This window comes from Ramlibacter sp. bp-362 (assembly GCF_054956735.1).
Genome location: NZ_JBUDXE010000006.1, coordinates 169,303 through 186,663 on the forward strand (window position 1 = coordinate 169,303; position 17,361 = coordinate 186,663).

General features: G+C 66.1%; 17 protein-coding genes. 13 read left to right on the plus strand and 4 right to left on the minus strand.

Annotated features, from left to right (window positions below; translation table 11 throughout):
• Positions 1-7 precede the first annotated feature (7 nt).
• The gene (locus ACY0MJ_RS10460) at positions 8-1,195 is read left to right on the plus strand and encodes a thiolase family protein (RefSeq protein ID WP_462638357.1); all 1,188 of its coding nucleotides are present in this window, start codon (positions 8-10) and stop codon (positions 1,193-1,195) included.
• Here the strand turns inward: ACY0MJ_RS10460 and ACY0MJ_RS10465 are convergent.
• On the minus strand, positions 1,184-1,624 hold the full coding sequence (locus ACY0MJ_RS10465) for a hypothetical protein (protein ID WP_462638358.1): 441 nt from the start codon (positions 1,622-1,624) through the stop codon (positions 1,184-1,186). The two genes, ACY0MJ_RS10460 and ACY0MJ_RS10465, sit on opposite strands and share 12 nt — an antisense overlap.
• A gap of 167 nt (positions 1,625-1,791) precedes the next feature.
• On the opposite strand from ACY0MJ_RS10465, the gene ACY0MJ_RS10470 reads away from it, so the two are divergent.
• The 7 genes from ACY0MJ_RS10470 (at position 1,792) to ACY0MJ_RS10500 (ending at position 9,406) form a co-directional block, all read left to right on the plus strand.
• A complete protein-coding gene (locus ACY0MJ_RS10470) occupies positions 1,792-5,361 on the plus strand; it encodes a LysM peptidoglycan-binding domain-containing protein (protein ID WP_462638359.1) in 3,570 nt (1,189 codons plus the stop codon).
• On the plus strand, positions 5,361-5,882 hold the full coding sequence (locus ACY0MJ_RS10475) for a hypothetical protein (RefSeq protein WP_462638360.1): 522 nt from the start codon (positions 5,361-5,363) through the stop codon (positions 5,880-5,882). Before ACY0MJ_RS10470 ends, ACY0MJ_RS10475 begins: the two co-directional genes overlap by 1 nt.
• Positions 5,883-6,211: 329 nt before the next feature.
• The gene (locus ACY0MJ_RS10480) at positions 6,212-7,249 is read left to right on the plus strand and encodes a hypothetical protein (RefSeq protein ID WP_462638361.1); all 1,038 of its coding nucleotides are present in this window, start codon (positions 6,212-6,214) and stop codon (positions 7,247-7,249) included.
• A 98-nt stretch (positions 7,250-7,347) separates the two neighbouring features.
• The gene (locus tag ACY0MJ_RS10485; RefSeq protein WP_462638362.1) at positions 7,348-7,569 is read left to right on the plus strand and encodes a hypothetical protein; all 222 of its coding nucleotides are present in this window, start codon (positions 7,348-7,350) and stop codon (positions 7,567-7,569) included.
• 10 nt (positions 7,570-7,579) lie between these two features.
• On the plus strand, positions 7,580-8,191 hold the full coding sequence (locus ACY0MJ_RS10490) for a 2OG-Fe(II) oxygenase (protein WP_462638363.1): 612 nt from the start codon (positions 7,580-7,582) through the stop codon (positions 8,189-8,191).
• Positions 8,166-8,783 (plus strand): 2OG-Fe(II) oxygenase family protein, encoded by a 618-nt coding sequence (locus ACY0MJ_RS10495; protein ID WP_462638364.1) that lies wholly within the window; start codon positions 8,166-8,168, stop codon positions 8,781-8,783. The genes ACY0MJ_RS10490 and ACY0MJ_RS10495 overlap by 26 nt, the downstream gene beginning before the upstream one ends.
• Positions 8,780-9,406, plus strand: a complete 627-nt coding sequence (locus ACY0MJ_RS10500; RefSeq protein WP_462638365.1) for a 2OG-Fe(II) oxygenase — start codon at positions 8,780-8,782, stop codon at positions 9,404-9,406. The genes ACY0MJ_RS10495 and ACY0MJ_RS10500 overlap by 4 nt, the downstream gene beginning before the upstream one ends.
• A gap of 107 nt (positions 9,407-9,513) precedes the next feature.
• Here ACY0MJ_RS10500 and ACY0MJ_RS10505 read toward each other — a convergent pair whose 3' ends face one another.
• The 3 genes from ACY0MJ_RS10505 to ACY0MJ_RS10515 all read right to left on the minus strand — a co-directional run bounded on the left by ACY0MJ_RS10505 (position 9,514) and on the right by ACY0MJ_RS10515 (position 13,031).
• The gene (locus ACY0MJ_RS10505; protein ID WP_462638366.1) at positions 9,514-11,157 is read right to left on the minus strand and encodes an FAD-dependent oxidoreductase; all 1,644 of its coding nucleotides are present in this window, start codon (positions 11,155-11,157) and stop codon (positions 9,514-9,516) included.
• A 5-nt stretch (positions 11,158-11,162) separates the two neighbouring features.
• Positions 11,163-12,143 carry a Bug family tripartite tricarboxylate transporter substrate binding protein gene (locus tag ACY0MJ_RS10510; RefSeq protein WP_462638367.1) on the minus strand — a complete coding sequence of 327 codons (981 nt, stop codon included), beginning with the start codon at positions 12,141-12,143 and terminating at the stop codon, positions 11,163-11,165.
• 93 nt (positions 12,144-12,236) lie between these two features.
• Positions 12,237-13,031, minus strand: a complete 795-nt coding sequence (locus tag ACY0MJ_RS10515; protein ID WP_462638368.1) for an IclR family transcriptional regulator — start codon at positions 13,029-13,031, stop codon at positions 12,237-12,239.
• Positions 13,032-13,101: 70 nt separating this feature from the next.
• Between ACY0MJ_RS10515 and ACY0MJ_RS10520 the strand changes: the two genes are divergently transcribed.
• From ACY0MJ_RS10520 to ACY0MJ_RS10540, 5 genes are read left to right on the plus strand one after another with little or no spacing between them, the layout of a single operon-like run.
• Entirely contained in the window at positions 13,102-13,542 is a 441-nt protein-coding gene (locus ACY0MJ_RS10520) for a type II 3-dehydroquinate dehydratase (RefSeq protein ID WP_462638369.1), read from the plus strand.
• A 36-nt stretch (positions 13,543-13,578) separates the two neighbouring features.
• Entirely contained in the window at positions 13,579-14,568 is a 990-nt protein-coding gene (dctP, locus tag ACY0MJ_RS10525) for a TRAP transporter substrate-binding protein DctP (RefSeq protein WP_462638370.1), read from the plus strand.
• Positions 14,565-15,089 (plus strand): TRAP transporter small permease, encoded by a 525-nt coding sequence (locus ACY0MJ_RS10530; RefSeq protein ID WP_462638371.1) that lies wholly within the window; start codon positions 14,565-14,567, stop codon positions 15,087-15,089. Before dctP ends, ACY0MJ_RS10530 begins: the two co-directional genes overlap by 4 nt.
• Complete coding sequence (locus ACY0MJ_RS10535) at positions 15,086-16,387, plus strand: TRAP transporter large permease (RefSeq protein WP_462638372.1); 1,302 nt, start codon at positions 15,086-15,088, stop codon at positions 16,385-16,387. The genes ACY0MJ_RS10530 and ACY0MJ_RS10535 overlap by 4 nt, the downstream gene beginning before the upstream one ends.
• Positions 16,384-17,244: a shikimate dehydrogenase gene (locus tag ACY0MJ_RS10540; protein ID WP_462638373.1), complete on the plus strand. Its 861-nt coding sequence runs from the start codon at positions 16,384-16,386 to the stop codon at positions 17,242-17,244. The genes ACY0MJ_RS10535 and ACY0MJ_RS10540 overlap by 4 nt, the downstream gene beginning before the upstream one ends.
• Positions 17,245-17,361 lie beyond the last annotated feature (117 nt).

The window sequence follows — 17,361 nt, forward strand, 5'->3', positions numbered from 1 at the left end:
AGACATCATGAAGTTCGACAACGCCTACATCCCCGGGCCGCTGCTGTGGTCCTCCCCCTTCATCCGCTGGCAGGGCGCCACGGCCGATGTCAACAGCATGGACCTGGCCGTGCAGGTCACGCGCGACGCGCTGGCCGCGCGCGGCTTCGATACGGGCCGCGTGCGCCAGCTGGTGTACGGCAGCACCGTGCCGCAGGCCGGCTGCTTCTACGCCACGCCGCTGGTGGCCGCGCGCATGGGGCTGCCCGGCATCGGCGGCCCGGCGATCGCGCAGGCCTGCGCCACCTCGGTGGCCGCCATCGTGCAGGCCGCGGCGGCCACGCAGCTGTCCGGCGGCGACACGCAGCTGGTGGTGACGGCCGACCGCATCAGCAACGGGCCGCTGCTCGTGTACCCGCGTTCGCAATCGATGGGCGGCAGCCCGCTCACCGAGAACTGGGTGCTGGACAACTTCGCGGCCGACCCGTGGACCGGCGAGTCGATGGTGCACACGGCCGAAGCGACGGCACGCGACGGCGGCTTCACGCGAGAGCAGTGCGACGAGGTGGCGCTGCTGCGCTTCAGCCAGTACCAGCGCGCGCTGGCCGACGACCGCCGCATCCAGAAGCAGTACCTGCAGCCCATCGTGGTGAAGCAGCGCAAGGGCGAAGTCGTGCTGGCGCAGGACGAAGGCATCAGCCCCACCACGCGCGAGGGCCTGCAGGCGCTGAAGCCCTCGCTGCCCGGCGGCGTCACCACGCCCGGCACGCAGACGCACCCGGCCGACGGCGCCGCCGGCCTGGTGGTCACGGGCCGCGACGAAGCGCGCGCGCTGGCCAAGGACCAGGGCGTGGTGCGCATCATTGCCGCCGGCTCCTGCCGCGCGGAGAAAGGCCGCATGCCCAAGGCCCCGGCCCTGGCCGCGCAGCAGGCGCTGGCGAGCGGGGGCCTGCGCATGCAGGACGTGAAGTGCGTGGTGACGCACAACCCCTTCGCGGTCAACGACCTGTGGTTCGCGAAGACCATGGACTACCCGCTGGAGAAGATGAACCCGCTGGGGTGCAGCCTGATCTACGGGCATCCGCAAGGACCGACCGGCATGCGGGGCATCGTGGAGCTGGTGCAGGCGCTGCGGATGCAGGGTGGGGGCGTGGGGATGTTCACCGGCTGCGCGGCCGGGGACATGGGGGCGGCGCTGCTCGTTTCAGTGGAGTAGGGCGGCGTCCGACCCGGGCAGCAGGCGCTCGACCTGCTCCACCACTTTCATCACGTCCGCCGCGACGGCGGGATTGGGGTTCTCGCGCTCCAGTCCCGCGCGGTAGTGCGCGAGCGCCTGCGCGAAGTCGTCCTGCGCCAGCGCGCCGAAGCCCCGCACGTAGTGCGGCAGCGGGTCCGATTCCGCCAAGTCCAGCAGCGGCTGCCATGTGATCAGGGCCACCGAAGCCCGCCCGGAACTGAATTGCAGCAGCCCCAGCTGGTAGCGCGCCAGGTGGAACGCCGGCGCCAGCAGCACGGCTTGCGCGAAGGCCGCCTCGGCCGCTTCCACATGGCCTGCCGCGGCCTCGTCCGACGCGATGAGGAACGCGGCCATGCCCGCCGGGTGGCCCTCTTCGATCAGTCGCTGGAACCGCGCATCCAGGTCCATGGGTTCGCCTTCGTGTTTGCGTTGGCCGGGGCGGGCCTCGTGGGCCCTGCTTCCATATATCCGCATCCGCGCGAAGCGGTTTAGCCGCTAAAAGTCCGGCCCCCGCCGTGGATGTACTCCCCGAGGCGCCCCCGGGTGGTGGTGCGTCCATCAGCGGGGGCACGGAGATGGTAGCAATCATCAGCGGCATGCGGGCCGGGCTGGACCTCAGCTCGCGCGAAGTCCTGGGCCCCGGCACCATGGCCGGCAGCCCCGTCGAGGGGCGCAACGGCCAGGGCGTGTACGTCAACGTCGGCAAGGGATTGCTGGTCGTGCAGAACCAGGACGACCTCCTGGTCTCGCGCGGCGCCGACAGCGCCGTCCTGCGCACCTACGACGCCCGCGGCAACCTGCGGGACGTGTCCGATGCCCGGGCCCACATCGTGATGGACTACGACGCGGTCGGCAACCGCACGCGCATCACCACCTACGTCGACTACCAGGGCGTCAACGGCGAGACGTCGAACAGCAGCAGCCGGTACTTCAAGTACGACAAGATGAACCGGCAGATCGTGGTCGATGCCGTGGACAGCGCCGGAAACCTGGGGGAGCAAGGCCATGCCATCAACTACGACGCGGCCGGCAACCGGACGAGCGACACCTACTGGGGGCCGAAGGTCGCCATCGTCGGCGGACAGCCGATCATCACAGGCTACAACGAGGACGGCACCGCAATCTACGTCACGGCGCCCATCTACTACGGCGAGGCGACCGGCTACACGCGCGAGGACTATCGCTACGACGACCTGAACCGCCTGCAGAGCGTGGTGAAGGACGGCACCCAGATCGACGTGCGCTTCTACGACGGCGCCGACCGCGTCATCCAGTCCGGCCCCGCGGGGGCCCTGAGCACCCAGTACGCCGACATCATCAACAAGGGACTCACGCCCGACCAGTTGAACGGCAAGGAAACGCGCGTCAACCGCTACGACGCGAACGGCCGCCTGCTGCAGCAGTACGTGCGCAAGGCCGACGACGGCCTGAAGCTGACGCTCAACTGGGACAAGAACACGCCGAGCGTCTACAAGGGCGTGACCTACACGCCGGACGGCTACGACCAGGTCGGCAACGTGCTGGGCTACACGCTCATCAACCACGAGGCCGGCTTGATGAACGAGTACAGCACCACGAGCCTCGCGCGCTTCGAGGGCTACCAGGCCAAGGAGACCGGAGGCCAATCGACCAAGCTGAAGCCGGGAACCCTCACGCAGACATACGACGCCAATGGCTTCCTGGTCGGCATCACCGACGCCTCCCAGGCGAACAACAACCGCACCTTCGTCAACGACGCCAATGGCCGCGCGCTGTTCGTCAACCAGGCCGACAACATCCAGCGCCAGCTGATCGTCAACGGCGAAGTCCTGGGCCGCTACGGCGTGCAGGTCAACCCGACCAGCCCCGCCTCGGGTTACGAGAACAACCCGAACTTCGCGAACATCGTCGACTTCGATTTCGGCTACGCGAAGATCAGCGCCAGCTATCCCAATCCCAGCCCTGGCGCGTACACCGTGCGCTCAGGCGACACGCTGCAGTCGATCGCCCAGGGCGCCTACGGTGACAGCTCGCTCTGGTACCGCATCGCGGAGGCGAACGGGCTGGCCAGCAGCAGCGACATGCGGGTGGGGCAGACGCTGAACATCCCGAACCGCGTCGGGACGATCAACAACAACGCGACGACGTTCAAGCCCTACGACCCGAGCAAGATCGAAGGGGACAAGACGCCGAGCATGGCGATGCCGAAGCCGAAGAAGAATTGGCTGGGGCAGTTGTTGATGATTGTTATTGCCGTCGTGGTCAGCATCTTCACCGCGGGTGCCGGCGCCATCCTGATGAGCGGTGGGACGCTCGCGACTGCCAGTGTGGCGCAGATCATGGTGGCCGGACTCGGCGGAATCGCTGGCGGTTTTGGTGCTGGCCTCGCCGCTGTTGCGGGGGCCGCCGGGTCTGTGGCGAGCCAGGCCTTTGGAGTAGCAGCCGGGGTGCAGGACGCGTTCAGCTGGAATGGAGTCGCATTGAGCGCGATCAGCGCCGGTGTCTCCGGCGGCGTTGGCAATCTGACCGGGCTTACTGAGAACACACTCGGCCAGACCATCGCGCGCGCAGCGATCGGCAACGTGGTGACCCAGGGAATAGGAGTGGTCACTGGGCTGCAATCGAAGTTCGATTGGCGAGGTGTCGCAGCCTCAGCGGTCGGAGCCGGAGTTGGGCATGCTGTGGCTGAGGCGCTGTCGGGCGGCACGTATACCGAGATGGGTGCTCAGGGACAAGCCGTGAGAGTGGCGGCTGACCCGGTGTTCGGATACGGCGCCACGGGTGACTTTGCGCAACGCTCGATTTCCGGCCTAGCAGCAGGAACCGCCGTGGCGTTGATGCGGGGCGGCAGGATGGTCATTCAGCAGGTTGCGGTAGACGCCTTTGGCAATGCGTTGGGGCAGTCCTTAGTCAGATCAGCGACCTTCGATGAGCGGAAGACAATCGAGGCCGTGCGCCTCAGTGACGAGGTATATGGCGGAGTGGACGAGGCGTCGGCGCCCTACACTGGAACGGGCTTGCGACTGGCCAGCGCCCAAGGTGTGAGGCCGTCCGCTGGGGCCTTGGTGGCCTGGAGTACGGCCGTTGATCGATACGTCGCTGAAAGTGCGCGGGCGGACGCCGGCAATGCAAAAGAACCGTCGCGCGCTCCAGTGCTGGATGAAGCTGACTGGGCGAGACTTCGCGTGGAATTAGCTCTTCGCGAACCCGTTCCAGACGGGAGCTGGGAAATTGCCGAGGCGAAGCTAGGCATAGGAAGAAGTTTTGGTGGATATGGGCCTGCCCGCCCGCGAGCCCCTTTGAACGGCCCAGCGTTTGACAGGGAGGCGATGGCCGGCTATTGGACAGAGGTTGAGGACGCTGGAGTTGCGCACGCAAGCTTCAACAAGTACCTTCTGGGGCGAACGATGCGTTCTTTTGGCGAAGTCGGATACGCCGCTGGCGGGGCGCTTTCCGGAGCGTTCAGCAATCCAAGCGACGTTGGTGACGGCCTGTACAAGGGAATTGCTAACCTTGGCCCTGATGCTGCCAATGGTGCTGTCAATCTCCTGAAGCTCAGCCTTGACGGTTGGACGATGATTGGCGAGACCACAGGCTTAGGTGATCGGTCGCATCTTTCCGGATTCCGCTCGTCCAAACCGCTGATGATCGAGCCACTTTTTAAGTACGACAACGAGACCCAAGCAGCCACAGCTGCAGTGGCCACCTTGGTACTGGGCGGTGCGGTTCCGAAGTTTGGCGGTTATGGGCTTGCGCTTGAGGATATCGGGGCGGCTGGCCCAATGTCCTCGCAAATCGGGGCGGTCAGAATTAGCCTTGTCGCCCCCAGCGCCGGAACTGAGCGGCTGGTCGTGATCAACCGCGAAGGGATGGTCTATCCGGAAATCCCGGATCTAAGGACTGGGCGTTCAATACCATTTCCAGAGGGAGAGCTTACGAGAGTTGAAAAGGGGTCTCGCGATTCGTGGACCATGCAGGATCGCCACGACTTTATCAAGGAATGGCATGAGCGCGGATATGAAACTCCCAGAGGCGGGTGGGGTGAGTACGACATTCACCATATCCGACCTCTTGAGTTTGGCGGCACCAAAACTTTCTGGAATCTCACTCCTGTGCAGCGGAAGACCCACACAGGTGCATTTAATGCGTTTTGGCGGAGTTATTGATGAATCGTATCGTGCATGTACTCGGTGGACTCAAAAACACATGGGGAGTCCCGAAGTTTGCGACCCACTCGGGGAAGATGACACCTACTCCCCTGACCTGCTCCTTCCAACCTCCGAGCGAGGCTAAAGAGATTGAGAGTGTGTTAGCTGAGGTCCAAGCGCCGTCCGAGTTAATCGAACTCTGGAAATTCTGTGGTGAAACATCCTTATTCGAGGATTCGCGCTATCAACAATGGGGGCTCAGAATTCTTTCCCCAAGCGCAACCTTAGAAGCGACACGGAGATTCGCTGATCAACGAACCCAAGATTATGCGATCGGCGATCTTGTGATTGGTGAATTTCTGGGCGACTCGGATCTTCTTCTCTTGCGCTGTGACGCATCGCTCGATAGCTACGGTGCGGTGATGGTTGCTTTGCCTTTGGACGATCGAACTGACTGGTGGCGTGCGTCTGATAGCCTCGCGTCGTTCATCGAGAAGTACGTGCAAGCTGAGGGCGAAAAATTCTGGCTTGGCATCTGACACGGAACCGCTTGCGCTCTGCGGTGCCGGGCTAGATATAACCATGCGGCTGACCGGTAGTTGCCGGTGATCGAGGGACTGCCGACCCCTGAGGTGCGGTTACGCGCAATCGAAGTAAGAGCGCGTGTAGCGGGGCCGTGTCAGTGGCAGCAAAGTTCTCCACCAAACGCAGGATGTGGTTTTGGTGAATGCTCTCACTGTCCGGTAATCTGCTGACCTGGGTATTCGCGTAGCAGGAGCATCTACCGAGGGCGGCCTCGTATCAGCGTTGCCGCATCCCCGTCAGCATCTGGTAATAGTCGTAAGACACTTAGTGAGCTCTCGCGCCCATGTACATCACGATGTTCATGAATCACATTCGCGCGGTGCAAAGTTGGACCGAAAGGCATGCCAACGGCGCTTCCATTGATATCAAATCGTTCCGGATGGAAATCAAGGCCAGGAATCGGTACTACACCTTGCATCCTCAGTTTCGCGCCAGGATGGATGACCGTTTGCTCAACGTTACCCAGCTCACGGCAGACACGACAGGCTTCCTGGGCTGGCTTCCCTATCAGCCAATTCAGTGCCCCCTTTCCACCGATAAGCTGGAATTCAAGAAATACGCCATCGAGCACGGACTGAGGACGCCCGCTTGGTGGAGTCCGCAGGAGGCGCCTAGCCACGACTACGTGCTTAAGGCGTCCTGCGGTTCCTGGGGCATGGAGGTGGACGGTCCCTTTCGTTCCTGCTTGAAGAACATCACACAAGGGCGCCTGCAGCGGGCATCGGGCGAATCCTTCGCCGAACAGTTCATCGAAGGAACCAACATAAAGATGTGGGTTTGGGGGCGGACCATCTTTCATGTGCATGCGCATCCCTATGCCAGAGTGACGGGAGACGGTGCCAGTACCGTGGATGCTCTGGTCGAGCAGTTAGCGCAATCGCAATCGCCTCGATCGCCGCGACCGGTGGATGACGCGCGCGGTCTCGATACGTGCCTCGCTTACCAGGGCCTCGGCCGAGGCGATGTTCCTGCCGAAGGCCAGTCCGTGTGGCTGGAGATGAGGTACGGGCGTGACTACCGGTCGCCGGCCACCACCGAGTCCGCCGACAACTGCCTGCAACGGCTCTCGCCTAAGGTGTTCCATCAAGCGTTGGCCGCGGCTGAAGCCTTAGAGCGCAACCTGATGCGACAGTTTGGCGCACCCATCCTGTATTCGATCGATGGCGTGGCCGACGCGAACGACAATGTCTGGTGGCTGGAGGTCAACTCCAATCCGTCCTTGCCGCCCACCGGCTATCCCTACATCTTCGAAACGCTGTTCGGCGTTCCGGTCGAATCGCAACCGCTTCGGGCCGAGAGGCCTGCCTTCGCCCCGGCCTGAAAGCCGGAGCTCACCCTAGGAGATTGAGCATGCAACAGCGACAGAGAATGGAACCGGCTGAGGAGTCGGCAACGAGCGGCACGAGCAATGTCCTGCCGTTGAAGCGTACCCGTGAGGGGGATTCGGGCTCGCACGCACCTCTGTGCGTCGGCAGCATCTACCTCCTGGGCGACGGAACGCCCGAGAACCCCCTTCGAGTGAACGTCCCGGCGCTCACCGCCGCCATCGTCAACTCCATGACGACGGCGAACTTCATGGCGATCAAGAACGGCATCGCGTCCTGCGAGGGCAGCCGTGCGACGGGAAGCATCGGGCCCTGATCGCTCGCCCATGCTGCCCAATCCGGTGCACATGGTTGGCGGCGGGATCGAGGTGTCAAAAACCTTCGTCCCGCCGGAGCTGGCGCATGCCTGTCTGCTGGCTTTTGAGACCGAGCCGACGGACTACTCTTTCGACGTCAGCACGCACGCGGGCCATCCCGAGAACAGGTCCCGCTACACGAAGGAACTTGGGCTCGATCAGCAGGAGAGATTCGGAGCGCTGTACCAACTCCTAGACGAATTCGTCCTGCAGTCCCTTTGCGATCGAGGCGAAGGTTATACGGGTGCGGTCTCGCGGCAGCAGTTGATGCTGTACGAGGAGGGCGTTGGCGCGCTGCTCCACGTCGACGACCAGTTCAAGCCGCCGGAGAAATACGGGGCGTCCAAGTACGTCATGCACCTGCTCAACCAGTTCGCGGGCCTGCTCTATATCAGCACGGACGACCTGGAAGGCGGGGAGCTGGTGTTCCCGGACCAAGGTGTCAGCGTCAAGCCGCTCACCGGAACGCTGGTGGCGTTTCCTTCCAACTATCTCTTTCCTCACTTGGTGAACCCCGTGACCAAGGGGAAGCGCATCGCGGTCGCGCGGCACTACTATGTCCAAGATACGGCCTCTGTTTAATCCGTATTTCACCGTTTCGACGCCGAACGGGCGCAACGGAATCCGGATCCGGCAGTTGGAAGTACCGGACTATCGCGACCAGATCCTGGCTGGTTGGCAGGCCAAGGCGGCGCCCTCGAAGACCTACAGCGCCAATCACGGCAGGGAACGGGGGCGCAGGAGCTTCGACATTGACGATTCCTGCAAACCTGGGCTCGTTGAGCACGTGCGCGAACAGGTTCAGCTGCTCGCGGGCGAGTACAACTATGCCGGCCGGACGCCCACCTTGGCCTCCAGCCAGATCCTGCTCTATACCGAGGGTCCGGGATGTCCGGTCCACTGTGATGACCAGGACGCCGCGGACGACGACTACGGCCTGGGAACCGTGATGTTCAACTGGGCGAACCAGCTCGTCGCGCTCCTGTTCCTCACGCAGGAGGGGAGGGACTTCACCGGCGGCCAACTGTTCTTTCCGAATGCCGATTTCTACGTGCACGCCGAGCCAGGAAAGCTGATCGCTTTTCCCGGGCACTACAAGTACAAGCACGGGGTGACGCCGATCCTCTCCGGCACGCGCATCCTGCTTCAGACGACCTGGAGGTTCGACCTGTGATCACCTACGCGGAATCGATCCAGCTGCCGAGTGCGCGGATCTTCCAGGCGCAGTGCGACCTGCCGCTCGATCGCTGCATTGCCCATATCGAGGACCGACTGAGCGCGAACGATTTCCGCGCGCACGAGGTCTACGGCGTCCAGGGCGAGAGCATCGTCAACACTCAATCGCGCGACAGCAAGTCGATCACTCCGCAGCATGACGAAGAATTGGCGTTCTTCATCTACGAGGCCGTGCAGAGCTACTTCACGGCAAATTTCGCCTTCCAGGCCTCGGACAGCCTGGTGCTGGCCCAGAACGAGTTCTTCGCGTATCCGCCCGGCGTGGGGCTGAAGATGCACTGCGACGACCATGCCGTCACTCCGGAGGGCAAGGTTCTCGCCCGCGACGAACACCGGGGAATCACCGCCATCCTGTACCTGAACTCCGGCTTCACGGGTGGCGAAATCCACTTCCCGAAGCAAGGGGTCACCATCGCGCCCCAAGCAGGAATGCTGGTCATCTTCGCTTCCAACAAGAACTTCCGCCACGAAGTCAGGCCCATCCGGAGCGGGTGGCGGTATTCGTACCAGAGGATCTACGGTGTCCTGCGGGTCAATGGCCAGGAGTTTGGCTACTCCTGAGCGGGAAGTTTAAGGCGGACTCTAGGCCGCACCGACTCCGCCCGCAGCACGCCGTCAGACCGTAGGCGCACCGTTAGCAAATCGAGACCTCGTCCGGCTTCGCCTGATCAGGCGCCGCACAGCTTCGCGACCAGCGCACCGGCGTCCGCGGGCACCGCATCCCCCCGCCACGCCACATGCTGGTCCTCCCGGCACAGCACGAGCTTGTGCCGATAGCCCTCCGGCACTTCGACACCTTCCACGTCCACCACTGCCAGCGGCATCCCGCGCTCCTGCGCCGCGCGCTTCAGCGCACTCACTTCCACGCCCGGATCGAACCGCAGCAGCGTGTACCCCGGCCCGAACGCGTCGTACAGCGATCGCCCGTCCGCCAGCCAGAAGTGCGGCGCCCGGCAACCCGGCACGGTGGAAGGCGTGAAGTCCCCCATCGTGTACGCCGGCGGCTGCTCCTCGTCTTCCACGATGATCGGCGAGCCGAGATAGAAGTAGCCGAAGTTCAGGCCCGCGCAGCAGAACTGCTGCACGTTCAGCGCATAGGCCTCCTCGCCCACCTCGCGGCGGGCCTGTTGGCCGGCGGCGTCCTCGGCCTCGATGTTGGCCGGCACGGCGCGGCGCGCCTTGATCATCTTGGCCGCGTGCTCCATCGCGAACTGCGACACCTGCTCCGTGATCGGCTGGCGCTCGGCCTCGTACGCATCCAGGATGGCTTCGCTGCCCCAGCCCTGCAGGCGCGCGCCCAGCAGCCACGAGAGGTTCAGCGCGTCGGCGATGCCGGCGTTCATGCCGTAGCCGGCGTAGGGCACCCACAGGTGGGCGGCGTCGCCGGCGATGAAGACGCGCCGGTCGCGGAAGCGCGTGGCCACCAGGCGGCGGCCCACCCAGTCTTCCTTGCTGATCACGTCGTACGCGAAGTCCGCGCCCACGCCCAGGATCTGGCGGATGGACCAGTCGCGGTCGATCGAGTCGAACTCCGGCTCGTCGGGGTTCAGGTGGTTGTGCACCAGCCAGGTTTCGTGGCCGTCGATCGCGAACACGGTGCCGCAGCGGCGCGGGTTCACGGCGTAGGTGGACCAGGCCAGCTTGCCGGGAATCATCCCTCGCAGCCTGGGCGCGCGGATGTACGTGGATTGCACGCGCTGGATCACCGGCGTGCCTTCCAGCTTGGCGCCCATGCCCTTGCGCACCATGGAGCTGCCGCCGTCGCAGCCCACCAGGTAGCGCGCGCGGATGCGCCGCTGCGTCCCGCTGTCCAGGTCCAGCGCCGTCGCTTCCACGCCGGCGTCGTCCTGGGTGAAGCCGGTGACCTGCGTGCGATTGAGCAGCGTCACGCCGCGCAATCCGGCCGTGTGTTCCAGCAGGATGGGCTCCAGGTAGAGCTGGTTGATGCGGTGCGGCGGCTCGGGCGTCGGCCACCAGGTGTCCGGGCCTTCCTTCGAGGTGTAGCGCTCGGCGCGGCCGGGGATGGGGATGCGCGTGAGTTCGGTGCCGGTCACGGTGGTGCGGAACACCACGTCGTTGGGGTAGTCGGGGGGCAGGCCGGCGTCGCGCAGCTTGCGCGCCACCCCCAGGCGGCGGAAGCGCTCCATGGTGCGCGCCGCCACGTGGTTGCACTTCACGCTGGGCGGCTCGGCGTAGCGCCGCGTCTCGGCGATGGCTACTTTCACGCCGCGGCCCGCCAGGTCCATGGCGAGGCTCAGGCCCACGGGCCCGGCGCCGACCACCAGCACGTCGGCTTCGATGTCTTGCAGCATGCGCTTCAATTCAGCTTGATGTGGGCCTGCTGGATCACCTTGCCCCACTTGGCCGTCTCGGTGCGGATGTAGGCGCCGAAGGCTTCGGCGGTGGAGGGCGCGGGCTCGACGCCCAGGTTGCGCATCTTCGTCACGATCTCCGGGTCGTTCAGCGCGCCGGTGATCTCCTTGTTGAGGCGGTCGACGATGGCTTGCGGCGTGCCGGCGGGGGCGACGACGCCGAACCAGCCGGTGGAGTCGTAGCCGGTGAGGCCCGCTTCGGAGACCGTGGGCACGTCGGGCAGCTGCGGCAGGCGCTGCGGGCTGGTCACGGCGTAGGCCCGCATCTTGCCGGCCTTGATGTGCTGCAGGGCGGAGGGCAGGTCCACCACCGCCAGCGGCACGTTGCCGGCCAGCACGTCCACGGCCGCCGGGCCCGAGCCCTTGTACGGCACCTCCACGAGTTTCACGTCCGCCATCTGCGCGAACAGCGCGGCCGAGAGGTGCATGGCCGTGCCGTTGCCGCCATGGCCGATGGACAGCTTGCCCGGCTCCGCCTTGGCCATCGCCACCAGGTCCTTCTGCGTCTTCGGCGCGAGCGAAGGATTGCCGACGAGCACGAAGGGAATCGCGGAGAGCATGGTCACCGGCTTGAAGTCCTTCAGCGGGTCGAAGGGCATCTGCGCATAGAGGCTGCTGTTGGCCGACAGCGCGCCGGCCGCGCCGACGCCGATCGTGTAGCCGTCGGCGGGCGCCTTGGCCACGAGCGACAGGCCCACGTTGCCGCCGGCGCCCGGGCGGTTGTCGATGATGACCGGCTGGCCGAGCTTCTCGTTCAGGCGGGGCACCAGCAGGCGCACCACGGCGTCGGCGCTGCCGCCGGGCGGGAAGGTCACGACGATGTGGATCGGCTGCTTGGGATAGTCGGCGGTGGGGGCCTGGGCGAGTGCGGCGGCGCAGAAGGCGCCGGCGGCGATCGCGGCAAAAGCACGGGCGAGGGTTCGCATGGTTGTCTCCTTGTCGCCCGATTTCACCCGACGCGCGCGCCGCCGGCAATTAAGGTTTTACCGGCGATTCATGAAGTTTTCCTATGCGGCGCCTCAGCCCTTGCCCAGTGGCGGCTTGCCGAACAGGCTCGACGCATTGCTGATCGGCCCCAGTTCCGCCGCGGCAGCCATGAGCTCCGGCCCGAGCTCGTGGATGCGCGCGGGCGACAGGCGCGCGCGCGGCCCCGCGATGCTGATGACGCCGATCGCCTCGTTCCGCCGCAGCACGGGCGCCGCCATCGCCGTCATGCCGGGAGCGAAGACCTCGTCGATCATGGCGTAGCCGCGCATGCGCGCGGCCTGCAGGAAGCCGAGCAGCCCCTTGATGGTGGTCGGTGCCTTCGGGCCGTAGTCCGCCGGCGCGCCGAAGCCCTGGCGCGAGACGAGTTCCAGCGCGCGCTCGTCGCTGAGCGTCATCAGCCAGGCGTGCCCGGATGCGGTGCAGGACAGGCGCGCATCCGCGCCCATGTCGGGGTCGTAGCGCAGGCCCGCCTGGCGCGGGCCCTGGGCCTTGGCCACGAAGGTCAGGCGCTCCTCGTCGACGATGGACAGGCGCACCAGCTCGCCCGAGCTGCGCGCGAGTTTCTCCAGCAGGGGCTCGGCGATCTCCACGATGCCGCCGCTGCTCAGGAAGCCGAGGCCCAGCGACACCACCTTGGTCGTGAGCACGTAGTCGCCCTGCTTGCGCGCCTGCCGCACGTAGTCGCGTCCCTGCAGTTCGGCGAGCAGCCGGTGGCAGGCGCTCAGGGGCAGGTTCAGCTCGGACGCGATCAGCGTGATCGGCAGGCCCTGGGGATAGCGCGCGAGGTGCTCCAGGATGGCCAGGCCGCGGAGGAGGGCGGTGCTCATCTCCTGTATTGTGAAACAGGTTTCCAATCCGGAAAATCTTTCCAGGACCGCGCCAAGAATCGCCCTCCATATGAGCGCCGCTGTCTACGTCCTGAACGGGCCCAACCTGAACCTGCTCGGCATCCGCGAGCCGCACCTCTATGGCAGCACCACGCTCGCCGAGATCGAAACCCTGTGCCGGCGCGTGGCCGGCGAGCTGGGGCTCGCCTGCGAATTCCGCCAGACCAACCACGAAGGCGTGATGGTCGACTGGGTGCAGGAGGCGCGCGAGCGCGGGGCCGCCATCGTCATCAACCCCGCCGGCCTGTCCTTCCGCTCGATCCCGCTGCTCGACGCGCTCAAGACGCTGGATGCGCCGATCGCCGAAGTGCACCTGACCAACATCCACCGCCGCGACACGCTGTACCAGAAGTCGCTGGTCTCGCTCGCCGCCACGGGCGTGATCTGCGGCTTCGGCCCCCTGGGCTACGAGCTCGCCTTGCGCGCCGTGGCGCAGCGGCTCGCGCAATAACCCTCCATTACCATCACGCCCCAAAAGGAGACAAGCATGAACCAGCAACCGATCCAGCGCCGCACCCTGCTCGGCGCCGGCGCCGCCCTCGCCGCGGGCGCCGCGCTGCCCGCGCTGGCGCAGACGCCCACGCTGCGCTTCGCCGCCGTGTTCTCGGACAAGGATATCCGCGCCGAGATGATGCGCATGCTGGCCGAGGAGCTGAAGGCCGACTACAAGCTGGAACTGCACCTGAATTCCACGTTGTTCCGCCAGGGCACGGAGCTGGTCGCCCTGCAGCGCGACAACCTGGAGATGGGCAACATCGCGCCGCAGGACATCTCCAAGCAGGTGCCGGCCTGGAACCTCCTGACCTCGGCCTACCTGTTCCGCGACGCCCACCACCTCAACTCCTTCTTCGCGAGCGACCTGGGCGCGCAGATGAAGAAGATGGCCGAAGACCAGCTGAAGGTGAAGATCCTCGGTCCCACCTTCTTCGGCACGCGGCACCTGGGCCTCAAGGGCAAGAAGAAGATCAACGTGCCGGCGGACCTCGCGGGCGTGAAGCTGCGCATGCCGCCCGGCGACGCCTGGCAGCTGCTGGGCCGCTCGCTCGGCGCCAACCCCACGCCGATGGCCTATGCCGAGACCTACACGGGCCTGCAGACGGGCGCCATCGACGGCCAGGACAACCCGCTGCCCAACGTGCAGAACATGAAGTTCTACGAGGTGCTGGGCCAGATCGTGCTCACCTCGCACCTGGTGGGCTTCGACGTGCTCACGTTGAACCAGAAGACCTGGAACGCGATGAGCCCGGCGAAGCAGAAGGCCTTCCAGGCCGCGGCCGACAAGGCCATCGCCTGGAGCACCGCGCAGCACCAGAAGCGCGAGGCGGAGCTGGCCGACGACTTCCGCAAGCGCGGGCTGGAGGTCTACGTGCCCGACATCCCGGCCTTCCGCACCTACGCGCAGAAGGTCTACCTGGCCTCCGACGAGGCCAAGGCCTGGCCGGCGGGCATGCTGGACAAGATCAACGCGCTGAAGTGAAGGGCGCGCTCCTGCCCCGCGGTGCGCTGGGGAAGCTGCACCGCTTCGCCGAAGTCGTGGCGGCCGCCTTGCTGGCGGTGATCTTCGTCGCCTTCATCGTGCAGATCGCGCTGCGCTACGTGTTCAACTGGCCGGTGGGCTGGACGACCGAGCTCTCGCTCGTCGCCTGGCTCTGGCTGGTGCTGTGGGGCGCGGCCTTCGTGCTGAAGGACGACGAGGAGATCCGCATCGACCTCGTCACCGACCGCGCCGGCCCGCGCACGCGGCGCGTGCTGGTGGGCGTGGCCGCCGCGGCCGTCGTGGTGCTGTTCGCCATGGCGCTGCGCCCCTCGTACGACTACGTGAGCTTCATGAAGGTGGAGAAGAGCTCGTACCTGGGCGTGCGCATGGACTACACCTATTCCATCTACCTGGTGTTCGCCGTGGCCGTGATCGTGCGCCACCTGCGCCTGCTGGTGCGCGCCGTGCGCGGCACGCTGCCGGCGCCGCGCGACCCCGCCGCATCCTCCTCCGCGCTGTGAGTTTCACGCATCCCTTCTCGCTGGCGGTCGGCGCGATCGTCGCGCTGAGCCTGCTCGGCGTGCCCATCGGCCAGGCCATGATCGGCGGCTCCGTCCTGTACCTCTATGCCAAGGGCATGGACATGGGCGCGGCGGCGGAGCAGCTGTTGAACGGCACCTATTCCAGCTTCCTGCTGCTGGCGATCCCGCTGTTCATCCTGGCCGCGACGATCATGAGCTCCGGCACGATCATGGACAGGCTGCTGCGCTTCTGCAATGCGATCGTCGGACGCTTCCCCGGCGGCATGGCGCAGGTCAACGTGCTGCAGAGCGTCGTGTTCGCCAGCATGTCCGGCAGCGCGCTGGCCGACGCCGCCGGCTCCGGCAAGATCATGCAGGTGATGATGACGAAGGACGGGCGCTACACGCCCGGCTTCGCGGCGGCGCTGAGCGCCGTGTCCTCCGTCATCGGGCCGATCCTGCCGCCCTCGATTCCCCTGGTGCTCTACGCGCTGGTGTCGGGCACGTCCATCGGCTACCTGTTCATCGCCGGCGTGCTGCCCGGGCTGCTGATGGGCGCCGTGCAGATGGCGCTGATCCACTACCAGGCCAAGCGCCGCGCCTTCCCGCTGGAGGCGCCGGTGCCGCTGCGCGAGATGCCGCGCATCACCAAGGAGGCCTTCCCGGCGCTGATGCTGCCGGTGATCCTGCTCGGCTGCCTGTACAGCGGCATCACGACGCCGACCGAGGCCGCGGGCGTGGCCGCGGCGTATGCGCTGCTCATCTCCGCCGGCCTGTACCGCAGCATGCGCTGGAGCGACCTGTACGACGCGCTGCTGTCCAGCGCGCGCCTGAGCATCTCCATCGGCATGCTGATCGCCGGCGCGCTGGTGTTCAATTACGTGATCGCCTCGGAGAACATCCCCGCCACGCTGAGCGCCGCCATGAAGGGGTTGGACCTGTCGCCGATCGCGTTCCTGCTGCTGGTCAACGCCCTCCTGCTGGTGCTGGGCGCCTTCCTCGAGGGCTCCACCATCATCCTGATCATCCTGCCGGTGCTGCTGCCCACCGCGACGGCGCTGGGCATCGACCCGGTGCACTTCGGCGTGATGGCCGTGCTGAACATCATGATCGGCCTGGTGACGCCGCCCTACGGCCTGCTGCTGTTCATGATGATGAAGATCGCCGACGTGTCGCTCTCGGAGCTGCTGAAGGAAGTGTTCCCCTTCCTGCTGGTCATGGTCGCGGCCCTGGCCGTGGTCACCTTCTGGCCCGACTTCGTGCTGGTGCTGCCGCGCCTGGTGGGCTATTCGGGATGAGCGCGGCGGAAGGCAAGCTGCTGGTCGGCCTGATCGGCGCCGGCATCCAGCTGTCGCTGACGCCGGCCATGCAGGAGGAAGAGGCGCGCTGCCACGGCCTGCGCCTGCACTACCAGCTGATCGACCTGGACCGCACGCCGGGCTCGCTGCAGGAACTGCCCGCGCTCCTGACGGCGGCGCGCATCATGGGCTTCGCCGGCCTGAACATCACCTATCCCTGCAAGCAGGCGGTGCTTCCGCTGCTGGACGAACTGTCGCCGGAAGCCGAGGCCATGGGCGCCGTCAACACGGTGGTGGTGCGCGCCGGCCGGCTGGTCGGCCACAACACCGACGGCTCGGGCTGGGCCTGGGGCTTCCGCCGCGCGCTGCCGCAGGCCGACCTGGGGTGCGTGGTCCTGCTCGGCGCCGGCGGCGCCGGATCCGCGATCGCGCATGCCGCCTGCCGGCTGGGCGTGACCCGGTTGCGGGTGGTCGACGCCGATCCGGCGCGCGCGGAAGCGCTCGTGCAGGTGCTCAGCAGGCGGTACGGGCAACGCGCGAGCGCCGAGGCGGACGTGGCGAAGGCGGTGCGAGGCGCGACGGGACTCGTCCACGCCACACCGACCGGCATGGCCAAGCTTCCCGGTGCGGCCTTGCCGCTGGACCTGCTGCGGCCAGACCTGTGGGTGTCGGAAGTCGTCTACTTCCCGATCGAGACGGAGTTGCTGCGGGCGGCGCGCCGCCTGGGGTGCGCCACCGTGGATGGCGGCACCATGGCGGTGGGGCAGGCAGTGGGCGCTTTCGAGCTGTTCACCGGCCGGCAGGCGGACGCGGCGCGCATGGAGAGGCATTTCCACGCGCTGCTGGCGCGCCGCTGAATCGACCGGGCAAAAAAAGAGCCCCGCTTTCGCGGGGCTTCCCCTCAAGAGGCCCCGCTTGCACTCAGGGCCTTTCCCCAACGACAACCTTGGCGGCGCCTTGCACGCCTGATTCCT

Coding starts and splice junctions, on each gene's coding strand:
- ACY0MJ_RS10460 (WP_462638357.1), top strand. CDS start 8: ATGAAGTTCGACAACGCCTACATCCCCGGGCCGCTGCTGTGGTCCTCC.
- ACY0MJ_RS10465 (WP_462638358.1), bottom strand. CDS start 1,624: ATGGACCTGGATGCGCGGTTCCAGCGACTGATCGAAGAGGGCCACCCG.
- ACY0MJ_RS10470 (WP_462638359.1), top strand. CDS start 1,792: ATGGTAGCAATCATCAGCGGCATGCGGGCCGGGCTGGACCTCAGCTCG.
- ACY0MJ_RS10475 (WP_462638360.1), top strand. CDS start 5,361: ATGAATCGTATCGTGCATGTACTCGGTGGACTCAAAAACACATGGGGA.
- ACY0MJ_RS10480 (WP_462638361.1), top strand. CDS start 6,212: ATGTACATCACGATGTTCATGAATCACATTCGCGCGGTGCAAAGTTGG.
- ACY0MJ_RS10490 (WP_462638363.1), top strand. CDS start 7,580: ATGCTGCCCAATCCGGTGCACATGGTTGGCGGCGGGATCGAGGTGTCA.
- ACY0MJ_RS10495 (WP_462638364.1), top strand. CDS start 8,166: ATGTCCAAGATACGGCCTCTGTTTAATCCGTATTTCACCGTTTCGACG.
- ACY0MJ_RS10505 (WP_462638366.1), bottom strand. CDS start 11,157: ATGCTGCAAGACATCGAAGCCGACGTGCTGGTGGTCGGCGCCGGGCCC.
- ACY0MJ_RS10510 (WP_462638367.1), bottom strand. CDS start 12,143: ATGCGAACCCTCGCCCGTGCTTTTGCCGCGATCGCCGCCGGCGCCTTC.
- ACY0MJ_RS10515 (WP_462638368.1), bottom strand. CDS start 13,031: ATGAGCACCGCCCTCCTCCGCGGCCTGGCCATCCTGGAGCACCTCGCG.
- ACY0MJ_RS10520 (WP_462638369.1), top strand. CDS start 13,102: ATGAGCGCCGCTGTCTACGTCCTGAACGGGCCCAACCTGAACCTGCTC.
- dctP (WP_462638370.1), top strand. CDS start 13,579: ATGAACCAGCAACCGATCCAGCGCCGCACCCTGCTCGGCGCCGGCGCC.
- ACY0MJ_RS10540 (WP_462638373.1), top strand. CDS start 16,384: ATGAGCGCGGCGGAAGGCAAGCTGCTGGTCGGCCTGATCGGCGCCGGC.